General features: G+C 57.3%; 22 protein-coding genes and 1 pseudogene. 17 read left to right on the forward strand and 6 right to left on the reverse strand.

Translation table 11 applies throughout. From position 1 onward, the window contains the following. Positions 1–752: 752 nt before the first annotated feature. From M7Q83_RS08060 to M7Q83_RS08070, 4 genes are all read right to left on the reverse strand, one after another. Positions 753–1,121, reverse strand: coding sequence for a hypothetical protein (locus tag M7Q83_RS08060; protein ID WP_298337161.1), 369 nt, complete (start codon positions 1,119–1,121; stop codon positions 753–755). Between the two features lie 174 nt (positions 1,122–1,295). After that, positions 1,296–1,733, reverse strand: a complete 438-nt coding sequence (locus M7Q83_RS14260; RefSeq protein ID WP_366526387.1) for a DUF6527 family protein — start codon at positions 1,731–1,733, stop codon at positions 1,296–1,298. After that, the gene (locus M7Q83_RS08065; protein WP_298337163.1) at positions 1,724–2,911 is read right to left on the reverse strand and encodes a ThiF family adenylyltransferase; all 1,188 of its coding nucleotides are present in this window, start codon (positions 2,909–2,911) and stop codon (positions 1,724–1,726) included. Before M7Q83_RS08065 ends, M7Q83_RS14260 begins: the two co-directional genes overlap by 10 nt. Continuing rightward, complete coding sequence (locus M7Q83_RS08070) at positions 2,886–3,152, reverse strand: multiubiquitin domain-containing protein (RefSeq protein ID WP_298337166.1); 267 nt, start codon at positions 3,150–3,152, stop codon at positions 2,886–2,888. The genes M7Q83_RS08065 and M7Q83_RS08070 overlap by 26 nt, the downstream gene beginning before the upstream one ends. A gap of 115 nt (positions 3,153–3,267) precedes the next feature. Between M7Q83_RS08070 and M7Q83_RS08075 the strand changes: the two genes are divergently transcribed. From M7Q83_RS08075 to M7Q83_RS08155, 17 genes and pseudogenes are all read left to right on the forward strand, one after another. Then, positions 3,268–3,624, forward strand: a complete 357-nt coding sequence (locus tag M7Q83_RS08075; protein ID WP_366526388.1) for a hypothetical protein — start codon at positions 3,268–3,270, stop codon at positions 3,622–3,624. An 8-nt stretch (positions 3,625–3,632) separates the two neighbouring features. Beyond that, positions 3,633–4,196: an ImmA/IrrE family metallo-endopeptidase gene (locus M7Q83_RS08080; RefSeq protein ID WP_298337175.1), complete on the forward strand. Its 564-nt coding sequence runs from the start codon at positions 3,633–3,635 to the stop codon at positions 4,194–4,196. Positions 4,197–5,081: 885 nt separating this feature from the next. Continuing rightward, complete coding sequence (locus M7Q83_RS08085; RefSeq protein ID WP_298337178.1) at positions 5,082–6,149, forward strand: C40 family peptidase; 1,068 nt, start codon at positions 5,082–5,084, stop codon at positions 6,147–6,149. A gap of 79 nt (positions 6,150–6,228) precedes the next feature. Further along, positions 6,229–6,513, forward strand: a complete 285-nt coding sequence (locus M7Q83_RS08090) for a DUF6112 family protein (protein WP_298337180.1) — start codon at positions 6,229–6,231, stop codon at positions 6,511–6,513. Further along, positions 6,510–7,316 (forward strand): hypothetical protein, encoded by an 807-nt coding sequence (locus tag M7Q83_RS08095; RefSeq protein WP_298337183.1) that lies wholly within the window; start codon positions 6,510–6,512, stop codon positions 7,314–7,316. Before M7Q83_RS08090 ends, M7Q83_RS08095 begins: the two co-directional genes overlap by 4 nt. 5 nt (positions 7,317–7,321) lie before the next feature. After that, complete coding sequence (locus M7Q83_RS08100; RefSeq protein ID WP_298337188.1) at positions 7,322–8,500, forward strand: hypothetical protein; 1,179 nt, start codon at positions 7,322–7,324, stop codon at positions 8,498–8,500. Between the two features lie 19 nt (positions 8,501–8,519). Next, positions 8,520–8,837 (forward strand): hypothetical protein, encoded by a 318-nt coding sequence (locus M7Q83_RS08105; RefSeq protein WP_298337191.1) that lies wholly within the window; start codon positions 8,520–8,522, stop codon positions 8,835–8,837. A 12-nt stretch (positions 8,838–8,849) separates the two neighbouring features. Then, positions 8,850–9,971: pseudogene (locus M7Q83_RS08110) on the forward strand (SCO6880 family protein); the annotation flags it as partial. Beyond that, a complete protein-coding gene (locus M7Q83_RS08115; protein ID WP_298337196.1) occupies positions 9,971–11,632 on the forward strand; it encodes a hypothetical protein in 1,662 nt (553 codons plus the stop codon). The pseudogene M7Q83_RS08110 and the gene M7Q83_RS08115, both read left to right, overlap by 1 nt. 656 nt (positions 11,633–12,288) lie before the next feature. Next, entirely contained in the window at positions 12,289–14,859 is a 2,571-nt protein-coding gene (locus tag M7Q83_RS08120; protein ID WP_298337198.1) for a hypothetical protein, read from the forward strand. Between the two features lie 731 nt (positions 14,860–15,590). Next, positions 15,591–16,817: an ArdC-like ssDNA-binding domain-containing protein gene (locus M7Q83_RS08125; protein WP_298337201.1), complete on the forward strand. Its 1,227-nt coding sequence runs from the start codon at positions 15,591–15,593 to the stop codon at positions 16,815–16,817. 24 nt (positions 16,818–16,841) lie between these two features. Further along, complete coding sequence (locus tag M7Q83_RS08130) at positions 16,842–18,803, forward strand: TraM recognition domain-containing protein (RefSeq protein WP_298337204.1); 1,962 nt, start codon at positions 16,842–16,844, stop codon at positions 18,801–18,803. Beyond that, positions 18,796–19,185, forward strand: a complete 390-nt coding sequence (locus M7Q83_RS08135) for an HNH endonuclease signature motif containing protein (RefSeq protein ID WP_298337207.1) — start codon at positions 18,796–18,798, stop codon at positions 19,183–19,185. The genes M7Q83_RS08130 and M7Q83_RS08135 overlap by 8 nt, the downstream gene beginning before the upstream one ends. Positions 19,186–19,187: 2 nt before the next feature. Then, positions 19,188–19,757 (forward strand): hypothetical protein, encoded by a 570-nt coding sequence (locus M7Q83_RS08140; protein ID WP_298337210.1) that lies wholly within the window; start codon positions 19,188–19,190, stop codon positions 19,755–19,757. An 83-nt stretch (positions 19,758–19,840) separates the two neighbouring features. Beyond that, entirely contained in the window at positions 19,841–20,335 is a 495-nt protein-coding gene (locus M7Q83_RS08145; protein ID WP_298337213.1) for a hypothetical protein, read from the forward strand. A gap of 1 nt (position 20,336) precedes the next feature. Beyond that, positions 20,337–20,669, forward strand: a complete 333-nt coding sequence (locus M7Q83_RS08150; protein ID WP_298337216.1) for a hypothetical protein — start codon at positions 20,337–20,339, stop codon at positions 20,667–20,669. A 2-nt stretch (positions 20,670–20,671) separates the two neighbouring features. After that, positions 20,672–21,847, forward strand: coding sequence for a CHC2 zinc finger domain-containing protein (locus M7Q83_RS08155; protein ID WP_298337219.1), 1,176 nt, complete (start codon positions 20,672–20,674; stop codon positions 21,845–21,847). Positions 21,848–22,154: 307 nt separating this feature from the next. On the opposite strand, the gene M7Q83_RS08160 is transcribed toward M7Q83_RS08155, so the two are convergent. Both M7Q83_RS08160 and M7Q83_RS08165 read right to left on the reverse strand, forming a co-directional pair. After that, entirely contained in the window at positions 22,155–22,889 is a 735-nt protein-coding gene (locus tag M7Q83_RS08160; protein WP_298337222.1) for a hypothetical protein, read from the reverse strand. 27 nt (positions 22,890–22,916) lie between these two features. Then, positions 22,917–24,008 (reverse strand): zinc ribbon domain-containing protein, encoded by a 1,092-nt coding sequence (locus tag M7Q83_RS08165; protein ID WP_298337224.1) that lies wholly within the window; start codon positions 24,006–24,008, stop codon positions 22,917–22,919. Positions 24,009–24,040 lie beyond the last annotated feature (32 nt).

Consider the following 24,040-nt stretch of genomic DNA (forward strand, 5'->3'; position numbering starts at 1 on the left):
TAACCCATGCAAAACCAGTGACCGTACCCGTGCAATTTAGGTGTCCGTGAGTGTGCAGGTTTTCGTGACCGTTAACAAATGGCGCGCCTTCAATCGAGAGTTCCTCCGATCTTTCTCGATGACGACCCAAGTAAAACGAGGATTAATGTAGGACTTGCTCGCGGTGTTCTCCGGACAGTGTCGAGGGGGTTGCAACAGAATGATTGGATATTGAGTCCAGATGCTGCACGGATTTACCAAGTTGGTCGAATGATTGGTGATTACTCTTACGCCACAGGGGAGACATTGTCCCATCGGGGAAGGGTTCAGTAGCTTGGGATTGGCATCCCGCGAACCACAATGAATGAGTTACTGCGAGGTGCTGTAGGATCGGCAAGTAGATTAGCTAACCTCACGGACTATCCAACTGAGATAGAGCGGTTAATCAACATCGGTGAGCCGACGTCTGCCTAAACGCTCGTCGCTAAGTAACCAGGCATTGAGGACCGGGGTACCTTTGCTCTTGAGAGGCACCTTGAGGATTTTCTTGCTCGAAACTGGAGCCAACCCATCCTTGGCAAGGCGTATTCGATCTTCCAGAAAGACGGTGAGCTGGTGGGTTTGCAATACTTTACGGACGCTGAGACAATTGACATTATCGTGGCAGCAAGGACAATTGTCGCCCTCTGGTCATCGAACCAAACTGGTCGGGCGAGAGATGTGGTCGCTGGTCAAACCCTGTGTTATACGGGCTACCTTCAGAGCCTTAGCCATCAGAGCCCTTGTGCCACCCAGTATCTATCGAAGAGCTCCTGTGGTTTCGGGTACTCAATCAGCTCAGTCGCCATGCCAATGGCGAAGTTAAACCCGACTATTTCTTTGCTATTGGTCGAAAGTGCGAACTGAAAGCTTAGAGTCTTCCCGTATTCCTCGGCTTGCTGGGGCGATCGGAAGGTCTCGAGCGTAGCGGAGAGGACGAAGTCAGTGTGTTTTCGCTTGCCACGCTTGATATCGTTCGACACCGGAATGATCCGACCATCGGTGAATATGCGCTGCTCGGTAGACGAGTGAGGATTGTCGTCCCACTCTGAACGAACCAGGCGCGGCACTACATCCTTACGGCAAGTGTCAGCCTCGCTCACGCCCGCACCCCTTTAGTGTGAAGTGCATCATGCTTTGCCGAAATGACGCGACATGGATCGGAGCCCGCCCAGAAGAGGCCGTCGGAGCCGATCCCCGAAAGTCCGCAACGCTCATGATGCTACGCCGGTGCTTACTCGTCCTCTCGAAGTGGTAAGCAGTTCGGGTTTTACTATTTAGCGCCAGAACCGCTTGAGCCGCTGTAGCCAAGAGCGGCGCGATCGCTTATCTGTATCGGAGATCTCGGTCGGGCCGTTCTTTGCAGAGGTACGGTCCTCAAAGTAAGACTCCACGGCACGATGGTCGGCGAGCCGGCGTGACTGAGCGCTCTGTTTCGGGAGGCGTTCGACCCATTCCACCCGGTTATTCTGTATCACGTAGTGCGACTCACACGCGAACCCGTCGCTCTCGACTGATGGATGGAGGGAGACAGATTGTCCGTCGTAGGTTATCCGCCATTGTGCGGGACTTAATGGCGTTGATACCGTTCGGCCGCAGCCGCAACAGCATAGATGAAGAACGGCCCCATACTCGATCGAGATGTACAGCTTGGCAGGCTGCAGCTCAGCCGGTATGACATCAAAGAATATCGGCTCGATGCTATTTACTCGCATCTTGGACGGTCCACATTGATAAGAGCATTGCCGTCGATGGTGTAGGCACTGCAATGTTCGTGTTCTAAATCCAAGTATATGCCGGCCCACTTCTTCCAGCGAATCACCGCTAGGCTGGCCGAGAAGGCATTCAGTTCAGCAATTTGGATGTTCCGGTCGTAGAGCGCCTCTTGGTCCCGGTCGGTGAAGTCGATGCGAGTGCCGTTCAGTACGTGATCCTGTCGTTCTAGTGTGCTTGTCGTTACTCTGAGCACCCCAGCAAGCCGATCGTCGGTTTCGTAGACTCCGATCCCGGTGTCGATGAAGGGGATGTTGCGGTCAGTAAGAAATCTGACGATCGCCTCCTTTGCGGGCCCGCTGTCCATCGAGAGGAAGGCAAAGCTGTAGCTATCCAATTCACCCAGGTTGGTCTCATTGATCGGGTAAGGGTGCGGGACGATCCCTTCCCGCATGGGGCCATACATATCCCTGTAGTAGTCCACCTTTTTCGGCGCCTCCCGGAGGGTTTCCAGCTTGGCGGCTCCGGGAGAGCGAAAGGCGTTATGGGAGTACAAGATGTCGCCGTCGAACAGGTGGATTTCTCGCACGGGCGTCTTGGCGACGAAGTCCAAGATGTATGAGCCTGTTCCGCCAAGCCCGACTATGGCGACTCTCATACCTTCGACCTTGCGGGTTATAGCGCTAACCCCCGAACGCCCCGGTCCAGTGTCCAGATACTTGAAGACAGAATCAGGATCGTCGTCCGCTATCTCCCTGTAAGTTCGGGCCGAAGGGCCGCCGATCGCCTGCGCCGGACCGTTGATCATGTTGGCGTAGTTGGTTATCTTCGCGTGGTAGTCCGGGAATGGAGTGCTTGGTCTACTTGAGAAGTGATGCGATTGCAGTGTCTGACCACGGAGCTTCATGTTTTCGCTCCGAGTGATGTGCGGTAGCTGCTTGCCGTAACGGTTACACGGGGTCGGACCGACGAAGTCGACCTCGTGGTTGCCGGGAGGGCCAGTCCGATCACCGCTAAGGTTCAGCTCGCAGACCAGGCTGCCGGAACCCACCTTCCCCTCAGTCGTGACACAGGCGATGTTATCGACCACGAGGCGTCCATCATCGTCGATGGACACCTCGTAGCCGTCCTCACGGAGACGACGCAAGTCTGGACTATGACCGAGTGGTAGCTGTGACATTGAATACGGTCCGTTCCTTCACGGTCACGATGCCACCCTCCACCATGATCCCTTCATGCTCCGGTGCCTTGGCGTGCCGATAAGTAATGGTGTAAACGGTGTTCGGGTCCACTGCGCCGAAGGCCAGGATGACGACCTTGTCGAACGTCACCTCATCCGAGGGAACGGTCTTTTCCTGACCGTTTACGATGATTACGAAGTCCTTCTCGGCCTCGGGTTTGATTGTTTCAGTGTCACTCATACACTCTCCTATGTCTCGAGTTGCGTTCTAGACGCTTGATTGTTAGAATAGTATATCAGATTCGGTAAGTAATTGCAAGTGTGCAATCAGCCGGAGAAGGAGGAACTTGATCGACGTGGAGAAGAAGGGATGGTTTGACGCGGGCGCCTTCTACGTGGCGGTGGATGCAGAACGGCAGGCCCGACGGCTTAACTGGAAGGAAGTGGCCGCCCAGTCGGGCGTGAGCGCCTCTACCCTCACCCGGATGGCGCAAGGAAAGCGGCCGGACGTGGACGGCCTGGCGGCCCTGGTGTCTTGGTCGGGGTTAGTCGCCGACGATTACATACGGTCAGAGGATGTCCGACGGGAAGCTGAGCCACTCGCGAAGATTTCCACCTACTTACGTTCCGATCGGAACCTCACGCCGGAAGCCGCGACCGCCCTAGATGAGCTGATCAAGACCATCTATAACCGACTGAGGTTACCGGAGTAGGTGCAGAAATGGGCTTCCAGCGGGGATTCAAGACCTGGGCCAGCTCGGTAGCGTTGGGGGCTCGGAATGAGCTTGGGATCGGCCAGTTCGACGCCCTAGACCCGTGGTTGCTAGCCGACCATCTCGACATCCCGGTTATTGGTCTCAGCTCGCTTGTAGGGGACGCTCCTGCCGTGGAGCACTTGTTGACCGTGGAGCCTGAGGCTTTCTCGGCAGTAACGGTCTTTGATGGCACTCGACGCATCGTCGTACATAACGACTCACACGCGGAGGTGCGACAGAACAGCAACATCTGCCATGAATTGAGTCACGGTCTCCTGAACCACCCTCCGACCCCAGCCTTGGACGATCGCGGGTGTCGGGTGTGGAGTCAGCGTATTGAGGACGAAGCAACGTGGTTAGCTGGCTGTCTCCTTGTCAGCGAGCCCGCAACCTTAGCCGTGGCCCGTGGCACGTTGAGCATCGCTGAGGCCGCTGTACGCCTTGGGGTAAGCCGGCAGATGATGCAGTTCCGGCTCAATGCAACCGGAGCGATCAAGCGGGTCTCACGTGCCGGAGCCGGGCGTCGATAGGCCGACCAGGCGGTCGGAGGGTCCTGGCGGGTTCAAAAGTCATCGCAGGATCTCCTGGCGACGAGGCCTTTGTCTTCCTGTATCTCCTTTCGACGAGGTCATGCATTCTCCATCCGTCGAGTCTTGGGTGCGCATTCTGGTTAGCAAGTCAGTTGTCGACCGACTGAGTAGCCATGCTCGCTGTAGTCAGAGGGGAGAAGATGAGTGCATTGTCAGCTTTGTTCCATTTGTTGAACAGCGCCCCACTCGACAAGGTGCCCAACGAATAGGTGATTATTAGCCCGGAGATGTGGCAGGGTTCGGAGAATAATGTTGGCTCTCTTTGCTCCGTCCTTGGGCATGGGAGGAAGATGGGGTCCGGTAACCCTTTGGGTTTGTCGGAACTTTCAACCAATCGGTGATGCGGCACAGCCTTGAGCTGGAGCCTCATTGGAATCACCGAGTTGGATCTAGCGCTTCAACTCGGTTACTTCGAAGTGGCGCTCCTTCGCACACCCGCTGTTGTGCAAGCTGAAAGGAATGCGAATCTGGTCAGAGGAGTTCCGCTCCCATGCAACCCGATTAACAGGGACTCTTCCTGGCCCTGGAATCTCAGTATCGATAGCTTGCGCTACTTGCGCAACAACACATAGCAATTGAGCTGGGGAAATAGCGGAACTCTCCTCTTCCATGCTAAGAACAGGGAAAAAAGTAAGAGAAGATAAAAAAGGGGCGAATGCACACTTACGCATCAGTTTGCGCAAATTCCCTGATAGAGGCCGCGGACATCGAGCTGGACGTGGTCAGCGCCACACTCACTTGCGCACTCGATGCTCGGCGTTTGCCTGACTCTGTCTCGGTGATTTCAGGATTGGTGACGTTTTTCCTGCGCGTCATTGCAAGGTTGTGAACTATAGGGTCGTACTTGGACTTGGCTTAGCCGCCCTCGCCGCCCTGATGGGCCTCGTTGTGTTGGCTGGAGGGGCAACAGGCGCCGTTGCCGAGCAAGCAACGCTTAGCACCTTGGTCAATATGGCCAGCTGTCAGTCGACGGGTACGATCGTTACCCTGGATCCCGAACAATCAGTGAATGCTGAAACAATTGTGTCGGTCACCGCAGCTGCCTCTGGTGAGTCTGCGCAGGCGGAGCAGATCGCGCTCATGGTGGCGATTACAGAGAGCGGTTTGCGCGACCTTGGAAACACGAGGGTTCCAGGTTCCAACACAGGGGAGGGAATGGGCCAAGATGGTACGTCCGTGGGTCTCTTCCAGCAGCAAACTCAGGATGGATGGGGCACTGTATCCGAAGAGTCCAACCCCGCCGATGCCACTGGCATGTTTGTGCAGCGTCTGCTTTCAGTCTCAGATTGGCAGACCAAGAAGCCATGGCGTGTCGCGGAGGAGGTTCAAGGGTCTCGTTTCGTTCGTGGCTCGAATTACAAAGCTCACTGGCTCGAAGCTGGTGTCGTGTTGGCGGACGTCACCGGGTCTTTCACCGTCGCTGGTTGTGGTGCGGGTCCCACGGGAGGGGTTACGGGGCCGGCGAGCTCGGATGGACTACCCGCTGGTTATGCGATCCCGCTTGGGACCACTCCTCAGGCGAGCCTTGCAATCACCTATGCGCTTTCAAAACTTGGAGATCGCTACGTTTGGGGAGCAGCGGGGCCGAATGCGTTTGACTGCTCAGGGCTCACGATGATGGCGTGGGCCCAGGCGGGTGTGACACTCGACCACTACACGGTCGATCAGATGAACGAGGGCCAGATGGTCGCTGCTGGTGCCATGGCACCTGGTGATCTTGTCTTCGTCCCTGGGACGGATGCCCCGGGTCCAGGGTTGCCTGGTCATGTCGGGATCTATCTCGGCGATGGATTAGTTGAGTCGGCAGTAGATCCGCAGATGGGGGTTGTGGTTCAGTCCTGGACCGCCTTCACTGCCGGGGGTCTTGATGCCATTGTGAATCCCGCAACCTAATTTGTGACGGTTTTCCGCCGGGCGGGTTCTTGGGTAGTGGGGACCGAAGTGTGGGACCCTCGACAGAAAGGGAACAACAATGCTTAACCTCCTCGCGGTCAACATCAGCCCTAATACGTCGGGCCTTCCGGGCATCACCGAGTTGGAAAACATCGTCGGTGCGCTATTGACGGTTGGCCTCGTCGCCGCTGTTGCTGGCGTTATTGTCTCCGCCATCGTGTGGGCACTCGGTCACCACTCCAGTAATCCAAACCATACCTCGAGGGGCAAGACAGGCGTTCTCGCTAGCTTGATCGCCGCATTGTTAGTCGGAGGAGCTGATGTTCTCGTCAACTTCTTTGTCGGTGCTGGGCACGCGCTGTGATGAGATCGCGCTCGACTCGAGGATGGCTCATCGGTGGCGGTGGACTAGTCATCGTCGCAGTACTAGCGATCATCTTCGTCTTGGGGGCTCATGGCGGAAACGAGAAGGGAACCCGTGCCATCGCAAACAACGGGGGAGCGAGTCATACGTTGACGCCGCGCTATAGCGCTCCACCTGGGGAAGGGCACACATCAGCCCAACAACTGGCCGATAATGCCAAGATCGCCGAGGCGAATCAGGCCAACGGTGCTGAATGGATCCAAGTGGAAGCGCTGAATCCTCCTCCTCCGACAGTCTCTGCTAGTTTCCCCGCGATCTCGAGTACCCTCCGACAGGGGTCAGACACGTATGCGACGACTTTTGTCACTGAGCTACTCGATATCAACTTTGCCAAAGACACTCGCTCTGCACTGCTCTCGTGGGCGCAGTCGGAACTTGCACCAGACTCCATGCCTGGGACTCCTTCGCTTGCTTCGACCCGGGTACTCTACGGCGACCTCGTTGGTGAGCCGTCACCTATCCCTACAGCCTCGACATGGTCGATGAATGCCAAGCATCGAGTCGTGTGGAGTGTCTCAGATGTGAGCGAATCAGTAAATCCGGAGTGGTCGTCGGCTCTTGCAACGGGTTGGCAACCCTCAGACCCACTGATGGTGGCCCTGGATGTAACGGGTACCCTAACGATTAACCAGGCTAGCCATCAGGCGGTCAGCAAACCATTCTCGCTCGAACTTGGTCTCGCAAGTGCCGAATATCACCACGGCTATGGTGCCATGTCGGTTGACAACTGGGCCGAGGGCTAGGCGCCATGCCATCGGTACCCAATCCGTTCGCAGCACTTGGGAGCCTGCTCGACTCTGGTGCGAAGTCGTTGGCTGGTTCAGCATTCTCAGCGATCGCGAAATACTTCTCCGAGGCGGCAACCAAGGTCTGCACCTGGCTGTGGGAGGAGATCGGGAGCGCCACCGCGATCCGTCTTGGAGGCTCGGGCTTTGATCGTCTTCTGGCGATGCTGATGGCTATTGCGGTCGTCGTGGGTATGGGGCTTTTTCTGATCCAGATCATCCAGTCAATTCTGCGCCGCGACATCGCTGGTCTTGGCCGCGCGGGCAAGGGGCTACTCATTGCCTTTATCGGTGGGGCTGCGGCGATCGCTGTCACGAATCTTTTACTTGCCGCCACCGACAGCCTCTCAAATGGGATGGTCCAGGCGGCCACCGGGGGAACCATGACGACCCTCGGCCAAGGCATCATGGGTAGTGCCGCGTTAGATTCCATTCAGAACCCCGCAGCACTGCTGATTCTTTCGTTGATTATCGTTGTGGCTGCCGTTATCATCTGGGCGGCACTCACGGTGCGAAAACTCTTGATAATCCTCGCGGCCGTCTTTGGTCCATTAGCTTTTGCTGGCTCATTAGCCGACATCTCAACTGGTTGGGTGAAGAAGTGGATCGAGGGGATGATTGCACTGATCGCCTCGAAGCTGATTCTCGTAACGATTCTGATCACCGGCTTCTACACATTGTTTCGCGGCATTGGCGCTGTTGGGGTTGGTACAACGGCTGGAGCCCCCTCTGGTACTCAAGCGATCACCCAGATCGCCTCGGGGGGACTGCTCCTCCTGATGGGCGGACTCGCACCTTGGATTGCCTTAAAGACGGTTCATTTCACCTCTGATCACATGTCGCAATTACACGGCCATGCGAGCAGTGTGAAGTCGGTGACACAAACGGCCGTCGCCGCTCCACAGAAGGTCTCATCAATCGGAGGCCAATTTGGCATCACTGGGAGTTCCTCTAGGCCGGCCTCCATTTCCGGGCAACCAGGCCAGACTGGCCCAACTAGTCCGAGCGGCACCGGTGCTCCAGGCTCCACAAAGCCGAGCACGAACGACCTCTTTGACCTCGCTTCCCATGGTCCAACGCAGGCTTCACCGTCGTCTCCAAACCCTCGTGCCCCGTCCGCTGCGAGTAGTTCATCGAGGTAGTTAACAGAAAGGTATCACCATGACCGCTTCCTCCTCATCAGTCGAGCCAGCCACTGTCAGGTTCGGACGTCAATCGACGCGTGGTGTGCTGCTCGGGTTCTCATTGCTCCGGGTCGTCGCTCTCGGCTTGGTTGTCATCGTCGTAGTCGCCGCTCTTACCATTGCAGGCGAGACCGGGTTTGTCTTGTCGGGCTTGTTGTGGGTGCCCCTCTTGGCATCGGCAATGGTGAGTGTTCAGGGTAGACCTGCCATCGAATGGGTACCGGTGGCGGGCCACTATTGGGCTCGCAAACACGCAGGGCAGACAGAGTTTCGCTCCAAACCATCGAAGCCCTGACCAGCAGGTACCCTTGCCCTACCCGGCGATGCGGGAGCCCTTCGCTTCTACGATGACCCTGTCACTGGTTGTCTCATGGTCCATGATCCTCATCGACAGACCCTCTCGGCAACGCTTCTGGTTGAACATCCTGCCTACGTCCTACTTTCGCCTGATGAGCAGGCTCAACGGGTGTCGGCTTGGGGTCGAACACTCGCCTCGCTGGCCCAGTCCGGTACCTGTGCTGCTTTGCAGGTATTGGAGGCGACGGTACCTGACCCAGGCGTTGGTGTGGCCGGTTGGTATGAGCATCAGGGCCTCCATGACGGCAGTTGGGCCGACGAGGCTTATCAGTCATTGCTCGATCAGACCTCAGTAGGTTCTTCAACGCATCGATCCACGATCACCATTGCCCTTGACATGAAGGCAGCTGGTAAGGCTATCGCCTCGGCTGGTCGAGGGATGCGCGGTGCAGCAGCAGTGCTATCAGCGGACATGGCCGCGATTGAACACAGCCTACGGACATCGGGACTCAGAGTCCAGCATTGGTTGGCGGCTGCCGAACTGGCTGCCATTGTTCGCTCTGCCTATGACCCTATGGAGAACATCGTGCCGGGCCAGCCTGGTTCAAAACTTGCTACTGCCGGACCGGTTGCGATCTCAGAGCACTGGGATCGTTTTCGTTCTGATTCAGGGTGGTCGACGGTCCTCTGGATCAGCGATTGGCCACGAATCGATGTACCGCCATCATTCCTCCATTCGTTGGTCTTCTCTCCAGGGGTTCGAAAGTCGATCTCCATTGTGGCCCATCCAGTCGGCACCACCGATGCGCTTAAGTCCATCCGCAAGGAAAAGACAGAGGCAGTCTCGGACTCCCTACAGAAGGCAAAGATCGGACAAATCGAGGATCTCGCCGATGCGCAAGAGTATCAGGACATTCTCGATCGAGAGCGAGCCCTCATCAGCGGGCACGCAGATGTACAGTTCTCTGGTTTCATCGCCATCTCTGCACCAAGTGAAGAGGCATTGTCAGCAGCGGTGTCACAGATTGAGCGAGCCGCTGCGCAATCTGCGTGTGAAACCCGGATCCTCTATGGCCGCCAGACCCAGGGTTTTGTCGTTGCAGCATTGCCGCTCGCACGAGAGGCGTTTTGATGTTCAAGCGAAAGATTCTTGATCGTGCGGACATCCTGGATGGAGACGCCGTCGACGCTCAAGAGGTGCCGAGGGGAGGAGCAGGGTCATCTCGGCTCCTAGACGAGCCAAATGTTGCAGGGCGCTCAGCCACGGTGGCAAGGGCGCTGCACCCAGACGGTGGAAGAGCCCTTGGAGCGGCACTCTACACTCCGGCCACGGCATCTCGTCGGGAGCGCAAAGCGTCCGCAAAGGTCGCCGCTCGTGTCGCGGCTGATCATCGGAAGGCACTGACGGAGGAGCGGCGACAGGAGTTGGCGGCGCTGCGAGCGGAACGCAGAGATGCCCAATATCTTCCCGCCCACGGTGAGCCCGGTCCCTTCGCCCTACGCTCGTGGCGGCCACTCCGCGTGAAGCCGCATCGCGCAACGACGGAGATCCTCTCTGGCGCCTATCCATTCCTTGCCGAAGCTGGACTCGGCTCGGAAGGGGTGCTGATCGGCCATGACTCATGGTCAGGAGCGGCCTTTGTCTTTGATCCGTGGGTACTGTATGCAAAGGGAGTACTGACCAACCCAAATGTGTTGCTTGCTGGGATTATCGGACGGGGAAAGAGTGCACTCGCAAAAAGTATCGCAACTCGTTCCATTGCCTTTGGTCGCAAGATCTATGTGCCTGGCGACCCGAAAGGGGAGTGGAGTGTGGTGGCACGAGCGGTTGGCGGTAGCGCTATCGAGCTCGGTGGTGGTCTGCCTGCCAGACTCAACCCCCTCGATGAGGGTCCACGACCGAGCTCCATGACTGATGCCGAGTGGATGGCAGTGACTCGCCAACGCCGGCGATCACTCATCGGCGCCCTTACCGAATCGGCCCTAGGTCGTGAACTCTTGGCAGTAGAACACTCTGCCCTCGATGCAGCACTCGAGACCGCAGTCATGGAGAACACCACCCCTATTCTTCCCCATATTGTTGATGCGCTCTTTCGGCCAAGAAGAGCGGTAGCGGGTTCGAGCATTGAACAACTCGCCACCGACTCCAGGGAGATCGGCCATGCACTTACCCGGACGGTATCGGGTGATCTCGCCGGACTCTTTGATGGCCCCTCGACCGTGAGGTTCGATCCAACGCTTCCCATGGTGAGTCTTGACCTTTCGAGGATCTCGGGATCAGATAGCTTGATAGGGATGGTGATGACGTGTGCGTCGAGCTGGATGGAGGCGGCGCTCACCGATCAAAATGCAGGCCAGCGATGGGTCATCTACGATGAGGCCTGGCGACTCCTCGCCCAACCTGCACTGCTCGCAAGGATGCAATCCCAGTGGAAACTCTCGAGAGCACTTGGTATCGCCAACATGATGGTCATCCACCGTCTCTCCGATCTTGATGCAGTGGGTGATGCCGGCAGCGAAGCGCGTGGGCTTGCGCTTGGCCTCCTCGCTGACTGTTCTACCAAGATCATCTATGCCCAGGAGTCAGGTGAGGCAACCAAGACCGGCATCTCACTCGGCCTCTCAAGCACCGAGGTGGCCCAACTTCCTGATCTCGAACGCGGCGAGGGACTTTGGCGACTTGGCGAGCGAGCCTTTGTCGTCCGCCATGTCCTTACCCCAGCCGAACTCACTTGTTTCGACACTAATCAGCGGATGGTTGTTCAAGGTTCGCCGACACGAGGTGTGTGGTAGATCCGAGAAGTGACTGGTTGCACTGACCATTTTGTGCGCGATTGAGAACCCCATACCCCAGATGCCTGAATCATCCTGAGTCTCCATAAACTCTCAGCGGTTGTGCTCTGTACTTTGGCCATTGAGGCTCGGGTCCAAACAGAGCACTACCGCGAGACTGAGAACGCCACACAGGTCCGAGCCTCTCTTGGTTACCTGAGTTCCTCGCACTGAGCCCCACCAACCAGAGGATGGTTCCCACCCAATGAGTTAAACACCATAACCTCTCTGGCTACAGACTCCAAGGAGCACGTGAGCACCAACGGATAGAGCGAGAAACTGTCGGCTCATCGACCGGCCGGACCCAAAGCCGTGACGCGGTTCAGCTGTGCTTTCCGGTTAGATACCACCCCTGCCCTACGGGCACCGGTGCTGCTCGTTCGTCTTTTGCCGCCGCCCAAAGGGAGAAGCCTAGATCCCAAGAAAACCACCCATGGTGGCATCGGAGTCTGTTCGAGTGAGAAATGACCTGAAGATCCGCTGTGATCGGTGAAATGACCGCTCAAACGTTTGCATGAGCCACCCCTACCGCACGTTCTCATGCTACCTTGGAAGGACTGTGTGTTCGTAGCCTCCTTTGAGCGATCAAGGATGGGGAAGCTGAGAGGAGTGCTTCGATGAAGCTGTTGACCATTCGATCAAAGAAGCGCTCTCTGCTACGCTTCGGTACCACGTTGGCCCTTGTCCTCGGAAGTGGTGCTTATGGGTCAATGGTCTTATCGATGTCGACGCAAGACATCATGACGGCTGACTCGGTTGGATCGAGCCAAGTGCTCTATGCTTCGGTGGACCCGTTGAGCGCTAACGAATCATGCACGAGCTCTCCGGATGCCTGCTCCCTTTCAACCGCCCTCAGTGATGTTACCAACCGAACAAACACCACCATCTACCTCATCACTCAAGGTTCTGGAGCGGTTCCACAATCCGAACAGCAAGGCTATGCCCCATCCTCCAACGACTACAACGGCCCCTTCACGCTCGATATCCCGAGTAACGACACCGTGACGATCGAGAACTACAACAGTAATTCTCCTGTACTCAATGGTGATTACAACAACACCGTCTTGACCGTCCAAGGTTCAGGAACCCTCAATCTCTCCGGGGTCACCATAACCGGGGGAGTTGCAAGTGCTGGGGTCAACGTGAGCAACGGCAACGGCGGTAACGGCGGCAACGGTGGCGGGATCTCAACTAGCGCATCGCTTAGCATCACGAACTCCACGATCTCGGGTAACTCTGCGGGTGCGGGCGGCAACAGCAACGCGGGCAACGCCGGCAACGCCGGCAACGGTGGCGGGATCTCAACTAGCGCATCGCTCACCATCACGAACTCCACGATCTCGGGCAGCTCTGCGGGCGCCGGCGGCGGTAGTCCCGAGGGCGGCCCCGGCGGTAACGGCGGCAACGGTGGAGGGATCTCTAGTACCGCTACTCTCACCATCACGAACTCCACGATCTCGGCAAACAATGCGGGCACCGGCGGCAGTCCCGAGGGCGGCAGCAACGGTGGCAACGGCGGCAACGGTGGCGGGATCTCAGCTAGCGCATCGCTCACCATCACGAACTCCACGATCTCGGCAAACAATGCGGGCACCGGCGGCAGTTCTAAGGGCGGCACCGCCGGCACCGCCGGCAACGGTGGCGGGATCTTCTCGTCCTCCTCCACCACCCTGACAGGAGACCTCCTCGCATCACCCGGCGTTTCTCCGACTGGTGGTGAATGTGCTTTGAGCGGGACCTTCACCGATGGTGGCTACAACTTCTCGGATGACAAATCATGTGGGTTTACCAATTCGACAAGTAATTCCGGCCTTACTGATCTCGACACCTATATCGCATCATCCTTGGCCTCTAGCGGTTGGCCGACCGCTATGTTAGTTTTTAGCCCCCCCTCAGGTTCACTGGCCGCGTCGATCCCGATCGCATCTTGCCCCCCGGTCGATCAGCGAGGTTATGTTCCTGCTTCTGGTGCAGTAACCTGTAACGCTGGGGCCTATCAGGCAAACTACGTCGAGCCTCAGATCAGGTTTGCTTCAGTACCTCCCACTGAGCCCCAAGTTGGACAGACCTACACCCCGAGTGCCACCGCGACCTCAGATCTACCGGTATCCTTCTTATCCTCCGGTTGTCTCATCAACTCCTCCAATGTCGTAACCTTCACGACTCCTGGAACCTGTGAGATCGTGGCCAGCCAGTCTGGTGGATTTTCTGGTGGCTACTACTACGCCCCAGCGAGTCAGGTTGTCGAATCGATCGACGTTGCACCCGCTCCAACTCCCATCACCCCAACTCAACCCACTACTCCCATAGCTCCCCATCACCTCACGCTTCCTGAGATCCCCTCAACCTCCCCAACCACCCAGTCTCCCACCCCCTTTGGCCTCATCACCGCCAACGGTGGGATCTTCACCCATGAGGTCACGTCCTTTGCCTCAAAGACTGGGAGTGGAGCCAGTGACATCGTTGGAGGAGCTGCGAGTGGTACCAATGGCTATTGGCTCGTCACTAAGTCTGGTACCGTTGAGAGCTTTGGAACCGCTCACTCCTATGGAAGTGTCACCCACCCAGTTGGTAGTGTCATCGGCATGGCCGCGACTCCCGATGACCAGGGCTACTGGGTCGTGACCAATGCTGGGGTGATCTATAACTTCGGAGACGCCATGCGCTTTGTCGGTGTCTCGATCTATGGGATCACGGGCCTCACGGGAACCCATCCCTTAGCCGCCCCCATCGTTGGACTTAGCCCAACCCCAGACGGCAAGGGTCTCTACCTGGTAGCAGCCGACGGGGGAGTCTTTAACTTCGGTGACGCCAAGTTCCTCGGCAACACCTACACCCTTGGGATCACCGGCCTCACGGGAACCCATCCCTTAGCCGCCCCCATCGTTGGCATGACCCTTACCCCAGACGGCAATGGATATCTCCTCATAGCAGCAGACGGAGGAGTCTTTAACTTCGGTGACGCCAAGTTCCTCGGCAACACCTACACCCTTGGGATCACCGGCCTAACCGGCACCCATCCTTTGAATGCTCCAATCGTTGGTGGAACCTATGTTCCAGGGAGCCAAGCGGGCTATTACCTCTTTGGAGCAGATGGGGGAGTCTTTAACTTCGGTACCGCCCCCTTTGAGGGTTCCAATGCCAACACCCACCTTGGGGCTCCGGTTATTGGAGGGATTACGCTGTAGGGCGATGCCGTGAGACTCCTGGTGTGTGACGCATCTCGAGGCCGTACGGCAGGGACCGCTCATCCGCGGGTAAGTAGCCAGTGCTGGACCGACTCCTCAACCGGAACCCCCAGCGCGCTCTTGCACAGATTAAGGTCTCGTTGGCCGAAGGGAACGTTTGGGTATCTGAATACCCCGGGGTTCTTCGTCCCTCCGCGCTATCACTTGACGGGTATCAAGGCGAGATGAGGACTTCTAGTCCTGGATAGAGACTTTTGGCCATAGAATTCATGGGAACGCTCCCTATAGTCCTTTAGCAAAGCCGTCCTCGATGGTGCGCTGGCTCAGCTCCTGCGCACCAATCCCTTCCCACTTGTCAGTGGTTGTTGCGACCTGATTGGACAAGCTAGACCCGTTTAGTACAGAATTTCAGGGATCTACTTTCCCAGCCCCCTCTTGAGCAAAGACGTCCGTGGTGGGAGTTGAGCAAGAGCGCTGCGTTGTTGTCGGCCCAAGCTTGCTAGGTTTTGTCCCGGGAGCCCATCGGTCTCAATTGGGTGTGTGACAGGCCGCTGGACGGCGACAGCGGAGACTTCACTCACGGTCCTGTTTAGCCCCTGCGTGGTTGGTGAGCATTCGAATCGGAAATCTGCTCCTCCTATCTCGGATGCGCGGAGTGAACCCACAGACGGCGGCCCAGCCTCGCTTCGGGGGGCCTTCATGGATAAAGGGCGATGACGAGGAGTCCGGTAATGATCGCGGATGTCGAGCGCCGTCTTCGAGCTCGCTTTGTCGCCTCAGCGCAAAAGCCTGGTGGCGGTCGTTCTGACGCAATTCCTGGCTTCGCCATCTTGGGTGAGAGGTCAATGCCTTCTCGTCTGTCTGGAAAGGGGGCATTCATGGTTTTGGAGGACCTGCACACGGAGAGCGTGCAGCTGGCACAGACAGAGAAGGTACGAGCTGCCCAAGCTATCCTCGAGGCTGAGATTGTCAAGATCCGATCTGGAGACGACTGGCACCGTTATCTGGCGTTTGCGGCTGAGCTACACTCGTATACTCCAAATAACGCTCAGCTCATCATTGCCCAGCACGCGATGGCTTACCAGCAGGGGCGTGTTCCCGATCTGAATCCTGGGTTCGTGGCTGGGTTCCACACCTGGAAGGCACTCGGACGCCAAGTTGAACGGGGACAAAAGGGCTACGCAATCCTGGCTCCGATTCGCTATAGCCGCCGTGTCGCGTCCAGCCCCGATGGGCCGACAAGAGTGCTTCGCCACGATGAACCCCCTGGTCCAGGCGAGCGCGAGACGATGGCGATGACCCTTGGTGGCTTCAAGATCGAGCACGTGTTTTCCCAGTTTCAGACCTCGGGTGATCCCTTGCCAGAAGTGGCGAGTCCCAAGCTGCTGAACGGTACAGCGCCCGTTGGTCTTGGAGAGGCGATCATGCACCTTGCCATAGAGCGTGGTTATGCAGTTGAGACCGCGGGGTCTGCAGCTGAGCTGGGCGGAGCTAATGGCATGACTGATGTTACGGCGCACACCATTCGGATTCGGGACGACATAGATGATGCAGCGATGGTGAAGACCATGATTCATGAGGTCGCTCACGTTCTGCTCCATGCCGAGGGTCCTGGCGCGACTCTTGAGCGGTCGCGCCAAGAGGTCGAGGCAGAGTCGACGGCCTTCATCGTGGCAGCTGCGCACGGTATGGCGAGCGACGACTACAGCTTTCCCTACATCGCCGCCTGGGCTGGAGCCGACCCCGCGAAGGCTATCGCTCAAACGCAGGCTCGAGTCTCCTCGGCAGCCCGATTGATTCTGGAAGCGTCTCCAGCACCGAAGATCCCCGGAGGAAGAGTTTCAGGTGTCGAAGAGGCGATCGCACGTAAGAGAAACGAGCGAGCAGTAGGCACGCCTCAAAACGAGCGGTTTGTGGCTTCGTACGGAGTCGATCGTGAGTACCTTGCCAATTCGTGACTTTGGGGCCAATGGTGGTGCCAGGTGTTGGTTGCAGCAGGTGTCTTCGGTTTTCGTGTTGTATCGCACTGGGTTGTCCTCGCCACCGAAGCTGATGCTGACCCGACTCCCCTTTGGAATAATGTTGTTGGATCACTCATGTCTGCGAGGACCGATCGTGATGAACCAGGCTCTACCGGGATTGGCATGTTAGCTCCAACGCCCCAGCGACCAAATGCCGATCGCAATGTTGATGTTGCTCTGGTTGCGATCGCAATTGCCATGCTGGTGATGGGCGCACTCTATGGTGGTGCGCTGGTGAGCGCGATCATCTCTGGTCATCAAGTTCCTCATCGTCTCGATGGTCCGATTAATGCGCTAGCCCACCCAACCGATCCTTCGTTGGCTTGGCGTTCCCCGGTTGGTTCACCTTGGGTCTATTGGAGCGCCGAGACGTTTTCGCTGGTGCTGGTTGTCATGGTGCTCTACTTCGGTTGGAGAGTATTTAGGCCCCAAGCACCTCGCTCTGAAGTAGTATCTGCGGACCCGACACAAATAGAAGGCATGGCAGAGCGTGCGCACATCGCGGCACTGGCGGGGCCGAAGGTGCTGCTAAGCCAAGCCGGGGTACTTCGTCCTTCCATTGCTGCCGCCGAGCCACGCGACGTTGGCTTCTATCTCGGCACGAGTCGGGGGGTGGACTGTTGGATGGGCGTGCGTGACTCGCTTGTGATCCTCGGACCTCCCGGTTCGGGCAAGGGTCTCAACCTGATTATCCCCTCCATTCTTGATGCCCCAGGTGCGGTGATCACGACCTCTACTCGGCCGGACAATCTGGCGGTGACACTCACGCGGCGCGGATCTGATGGTCGGCCTGTTGGAGTGTTTGATCCACAAGGAATTGCCATCGGTGCTCCATCCACCTTGCGTTGGTCGCCGGTGAGAGGCTGTGAGCGAGCTCAGACCGCCATGGTCAGAGCGAAGGCACTTTGTGCCGACTCAGGTCGCGGTGTCACTGAGGCGAACTTTTGGCAGCAACAGACACAGACCGCAGTCCGGTGCATGCTCCATGCTGCGGCGATCGTGGGACAGCCTCCATCGGTGCTGTATGAGTGGAGTCTCTCGGCGGCTGCTGCGAGGGATGCGGTCGCCATCCTCTCCAATCATCCAAGGGCAACCCCGAGCTGGGATCGAGCACTTGATGCGATTGTGTCAGCCGATCCAAGACAACGCGACTCAGTCTGGTCGATGGTTGGCAATGCCTTCGCGCCCCTCGCGGATCCCGGAGTCCTTGAGGCGTTGTCGCCAGCTGAGGGAGAATCCTTTCACCCACGTGACTTTCTCAACGACCGTGGAACGCTGTTTCTGCTGGGGACTGCTAGTGGCGCTTCAGCGACCGCTGGCTTGGTCTCTGCATTGATTGAGGATGTCGTGGAGGTGGCACGTCGGATGGCTGCAGCCTCACCTGGCGCACGCCTTGATCCACCCTTGACGCTGATACTCGATGAGGCAGCCAATTATCCACTTCCATCCCTTGGTTCCTTGATGTCCGAGGGAGGAGGGACGGGGATCCCGACGATGGTGGTTCTCCAGTCGCTAGCCCAGGCAAGAGACCGATGGGGGTCAGAGACCGCTGGGGCCATCTGGGACTCTGCCACCGCGAAGGTCATTCTTGGTGGGAGTTCGAATGCGAATGACCTGGCGGACATCTCGCGCTTGGTGGGCGAACGGGAGGTGCTGGAGTCAACTCAATCGTATCAGAGCGGTTCATCCTCGACCGGTCGGTCAATATCAACCTCCATTCGGCGCCAGAGCGTATTGGATCCAGCGACAATACGGACCTTGAAGCTCGGCTATGGCTTGCTCCTCTATCGCGCCTCACAACCGATCATGCTCACGTTGAGACCTTGGACTAGACGTCATGACGCTGGCCTGTTGCAAAGTGATCGGATCCAGGTCGAGGCCCTACTCCGACAGGGCGCTGGTGGGATCTTCGGAGATGCGTAGACCACGGCCGGGCCTGTCCTGGTCTCCCCGGCGTTGTGCGATTCGCCAGCAGTATGCGACGTACATGCGATCTCGCGCGTGGTACCTGCGACGAGAACAGTGGGTGGGGGAGTGGAGACGACTTGCAGGTGGTCGAGATCCCTTCTGTCTCATCTGCGGCGCTCTGTGGACGACACGAAGTGGCGATCTCCATCACCGCAGCTATGGGAGACTTGGACACGAGAGCTTTACTGATCTCATCGCCCTCTGTCGTTCCTGTCATGTCAGTCTTCACCAGTTGATGGAGATGAACCCTGAATGGCGAAAACGCCCGCATGAGCAGGCAACAGATGTGCTGGTTGCCGAGCTACGTCGGCAGCGGACGCGCAGGGTGGGGATCTAGCAATGGATTCAGACTCCGAGGATCGCGAGGGGTTAGTGCTTGATGAGCAGCTAGGAGACATGCTAGAGGATCCAGAGTGTGGCGGGTCAGAGACGATCGACTCACCAGACGTGGGCCTGACCCATGATGCCTATCGACAGCTCCTCGAAGAACTGGGAGACGAGGAAGACCCTGCCCTCAGCGCCCCAACTTGCTGGCCAGCTATCCGTGTTGGTGATCGGCGTAGCGAGTGGAATTCGCTTCGTGCTTGGGTGGAAGAGTTAGTGCACAGATATCCCCACCTTGATCATCATGTGATCCCTCGCTGCTGGTATCTGCACAATGGTCATGTCGAAGCGCTGGTCGCATTGCGAGATCACGAGAGAATCAGTTTTGCCCAGAGTTCACCGGCTACGAGTCCAGTCCAATGGCAGTGGGCGTTCGCTCAGATCGAGTCTCGTCTGCGTGAGTGGACTGCGCATGCGGGCTGTCTCTCAACTCATCGATCGACTCCAGCTCCACCTCGCGCCATTGATGATGATGCGTGGGAGCACTTCTTAGTCCACGATGAGGAGGCTCATCGCCTCCTTTGAGCCTGCTCCCGGCTTGACGAATTCCCTCTGGATTGACCCAGAAGTAAGTGACGCTTCATAGGGCACGAGGAAAGGAGCCAGGCATGACGGTGAAGACGGAATGGTCGGTGGAGCACGCTTGTGGACACTCCCAAGATCACGATCTCTCGGAGAAGCGGGCAAGTAGGCGCGCGGGTTATGCCCGATGGCTCGCCACCAAAGATTGTTCAGCGTGTTGGCACAGAGCTCAGGGCCGCCAACAGGGAAGCGATCAACAAGCTTGGCTCACCGAGCGCAGGTCACAGCAGATGGAACAGATCACCTCGTGGGAGGTAAGGGCCGACATGCCCTGCCTCGATGGTTCAGACAAGGCAGTCGAGTGGGCTCGGAGGGTTCGATTTGAGTTACTTCGGGCCGCCTATGAACTCCTCGATGCAGAGGAGGCCTACATCACTGAAGTGGAGCAACCCGCCCGGCTCATTACTTCGGCCTCGTGGTGGATCGATCAGCGAGATGCAGATGCGGGCGATGTCAGCGAACTCATTGTGGATCAGGCTGGCGATCCGCTGGCTTCCACCGGATCGGAGAATCCGTTCTGAGATGACTACGTGGCTTGATCTTCATGACCACGCCCTCGTGGAGCGTGCCATCGCATCCCTTAGTGAGCAGGAGACTTCACGATGGGAGAAGGCACACATGCGTGCCAATGGCGACCCACGATTCGCGCTTTGGCTATCGCTTGTCGATGATCTCATTGAGACCTATCCTGCCCTCCAGCATTTCTCTTCACCTGCCTCTTTGCCTATTTCCCAACTCAGAGAGAACTACCTCGCTGGTTGCTCGCCACTCGACGCTGCATCGCTCTCTCATCGCGCAGGCGAACTCTCTGACACCAATGAACTGCTCCAGCCGTCGCTCACACCTGGGAGGTGATGATGTCACTTGACTTTGTGTCGATCCGCGCGCAACACTCACTCGCTGAGATAGTCGCTCGGACCGGACTCTTTGTGCCGCCCGGGGTAACGGATTACAAAGTCTGTTGTCCGATGCCCGATCACGATGATCGGAATCCGTCGATGATGTTGCATTTGCGCACTGACCGCTTTCATTGCTTTGGTTGTGGTGCCCATGGCGACGTCATTCAGTGGGTCGAAAGCGTCTATCGCGTGAGTGTGGGTGAGGCTATTGGGATGATCGAGTCCGCGGCTGCCTTCCCTGCCATTGTCACAAGGTCTGTGGTCGAGTCCAGTGATCAGCGGAACATCGGCACAAGACTCAGGTGCGAGGTGCCAGATCTTGAACGAACTTCGATCAAGCGGGTCAAGGCTGTCCTCAAAGAAGCCTGGTACTACTACAGCCATGGCCAACTTCACGACGAGGGACATCGCTATTTGCAGAGACGAAGGATCTTTGTGGACGCTCTTGAGGCAGAGGTTAGCGATCCTGTTGTCGGACATACTCCTTATGGCGTGCCTGATCGGCTGCTTATCCATCTCCGAGGGCACGGATTCACTGACGACGAAGTTGTCGATGCAGGTCTGGCGAAGCGCAATGGGCGAGGAATTATTGATACGTTTCGTGACCGGGTGATGATGCCTGTCAAGGACTGCGACGGAGATGTGGTTGGCTTCGTCGGGAGATACGTGGGTCAGCGCCCTGGAGCGCCGAAGTATCTGAACTGCACGAAGACGGTGGCCTATGATAAGTCGATCAACCTCTACCGCCCCAGTCGCCCAGTTCTTGGTCCGACGGCAAGGATCATTATTTGCGAAGGAACGATCGATGCACTCGCAATCGCGGTGGTCGCAGCATCAGCTGGACGATCAACGGAGTTTGCCCCAGTAGCCGGGTCTGGGCTAGCCATCTCTGATGCTCAGTGGGGTGCAATCGTCGATATCCATGCGGGCACCATCGTTCTATGTGCCGACGGGGATATACCTGGGCGTGAGGCAAACTTGCAGTGGTCGCACGCCTTGGCCAAGCGAGGGCGTGGGGGTCTCGTTGCTCCCTGGCCTGAAGGCGATGATCCTGCAAGCTTTCTTGGGGCCAATGGCGAAGTTGGTCTCGGGTCGATCACCCGCTCATCGACTTTGGTGCACATCTCGAACTAGCGAGCTGTATGTTTGTGCGAGACTTCCCTTGTCTAGGGAGAATAAAACCGCTCTCGATACGGGAGAGGGCTGGAGAGTGCTTACCAATGGATACACGCCTCTCTCCGGATAAAGAGCCGGCCCAAACTAACAGTTGGACCGAGGCGTGGTGAGGGTGGGAAGCATAGGGTGCCACAAACGGAGTGTTATTCGAGAAATGGCACGTGAGTCTGAGGAGGACTGACACGGATCTGTTTACTTTCTCGCATCGGTTCTGTGGGACTTGAGAGCTGTCGAAGCTGCGTACCGGCTTATCAAGTGCTCCCCACTACTCCCAAACTTTGGCGATCTTGATGCTGGTCAAACTTGTAGAATTCGGGCTCTCCATCAGTACTGACCAAATCTCGCCGCTGGTGTTTATGTTCCCAACGAGCTGGTCGTCATTCGCACAAAATCCCCATACTGTGAGACCTGCAATGGCTGTGTTAGCCCCTGTTGATACACCACAGCGAGTTCCGTTGGTGAGCTGATAGGCCCAAGGGGTGGGGTTGGTCTGCGCATCGGACGGGGGATTCTCCATAGAGTAGGGTAGCGGCTGGGTGAGCTTGATAACCATAACTTGGTCTGGCGACGTGGCTTCAGGACACGCTACTTCACCATTACCATATGGATCGCTGAAGCAGGGGTCGTAGATGCCATTAGCTACAGTGCATCGCCAGGCGTCTGGACGGTTCGACGCAATGGACCCTTCCCAACAGCTTCCGGATTGTTGCGAGGTAACCTTGATACCCGGCGCGATACCGTTGATCGTGAAGGGTTCGTAGACGACAATTTTGGTTTGAGTGATGCGCTGGCTGCTAGTGGTTTCAGGGAGTTCGCTAGTTGATTTGGAATGCGTCAGTGATAGTGCAGCATTGTGCTTTGAATTTGTCGCCCGTCGACCGCGAATAATTGGTAACCCAACGACTACAGCCAGACTCGCTCCGATCAAGAATATCCCAGCCGTGATAGCGAACAGGGCGGTTCGATTCTTCGGCTTTTGATAGCTATCATCATCTGCCATCAGACTATCCTTTTCGCTCAAAGTAGCTCATCTGGTCACTGGCCTTCCACAACTCCAGCAGAACGACGCGTCGACCTCGAGTTCGGCCCCGCAGTAGGAGCAGTATTTGCGCCGCGAGGCGTCAGTAGCAGAGGCGAGGTCGCCAACGGAAGATGGATTGCTCTGAGGTTTAGTTGCAGCAACGTCGGTATGCAGCCGATGAGCGAGATTCCCATTTCCGGGTGTGTTGTAATCGGGGCGTGGCTGTGGTTCACCGCGAGCTGCGCTGGATGAGCTGGCTTGTGAATAGGCCTCGCTACCCGATGTTTGGTCCCCTATTTCTCCGATTCGGATCCATGCCGACAATATAAGGAGTGCCATCGCTACAGCGGCCAACCCAGCGGAGACTATGAAGGTCGTCTTGAAAGCGGTGACCCCATTCCCTGGAATGGAGTAGATGGCAGAAGCAATTAACCCGAGGCCAAAGATGGTCAATCCAGTAGCCACAGTTCCGAAGGATTTTGACTTGAGCTGGTCTCTGGCTCTCGCGACTCCCAAAGTCACGACAAGACCGCCAAAGCCAACCGCCCCAAGAATACTTGCCACAACCGCAGACGTTGATTGGAGGCTGCCACTACCTAACCCTTGGGCAACCGTAATCAGAATGAGTGACCCCGCTGCCACCAGCCAATAGGGTGCTTGGGATGTGGGCAAGGTCCCATTGTTATAGCTCATGGACTTTTGCAATGCGACAGCTATCGCTATCAACGCTAGTGTTCCGTAGCCCACAGAGATGAGATCGCTACCAGCGCTCGCGCTTCCTTGTGTCTCGATAGCTTGCAAGAGCGCCCCTAAAGCCACGAATAGAGTGAACAGGCCAACGCCCACGAGCTCCCAGAGACTTTTGAACCGCTGAGCGAGAATGAAAGTCCAGATCAGACTGACAACCGCTACCAACCCAGTCAACCAACCTACAAACCTCACCCAGTAGGACGCAGTCAAGAGATTGGCTGTGGCCCCGGCATCTGCTCGAGAGAGGATGGCAATTCCAACCAGCGCTAGCAGGGAGCCCAGAACTAGCAACCCGCCCGCTACCATTCCAATAAACAACGTCAACCGAGATCTGAAGAGTTCAGTCATAAATTACCCCTCTGTCTCGCACATTCCAGGGG

The sequence above is a fragment of the Ferrimicrobium sp. genome, assembly GCF_027364955.1.
Lineage (GTDB): Bacteria > Actinomycetota > Acidimicrobiia > Acidimicrobiales > Acidimicrobiaceae > Ferrimicrobium.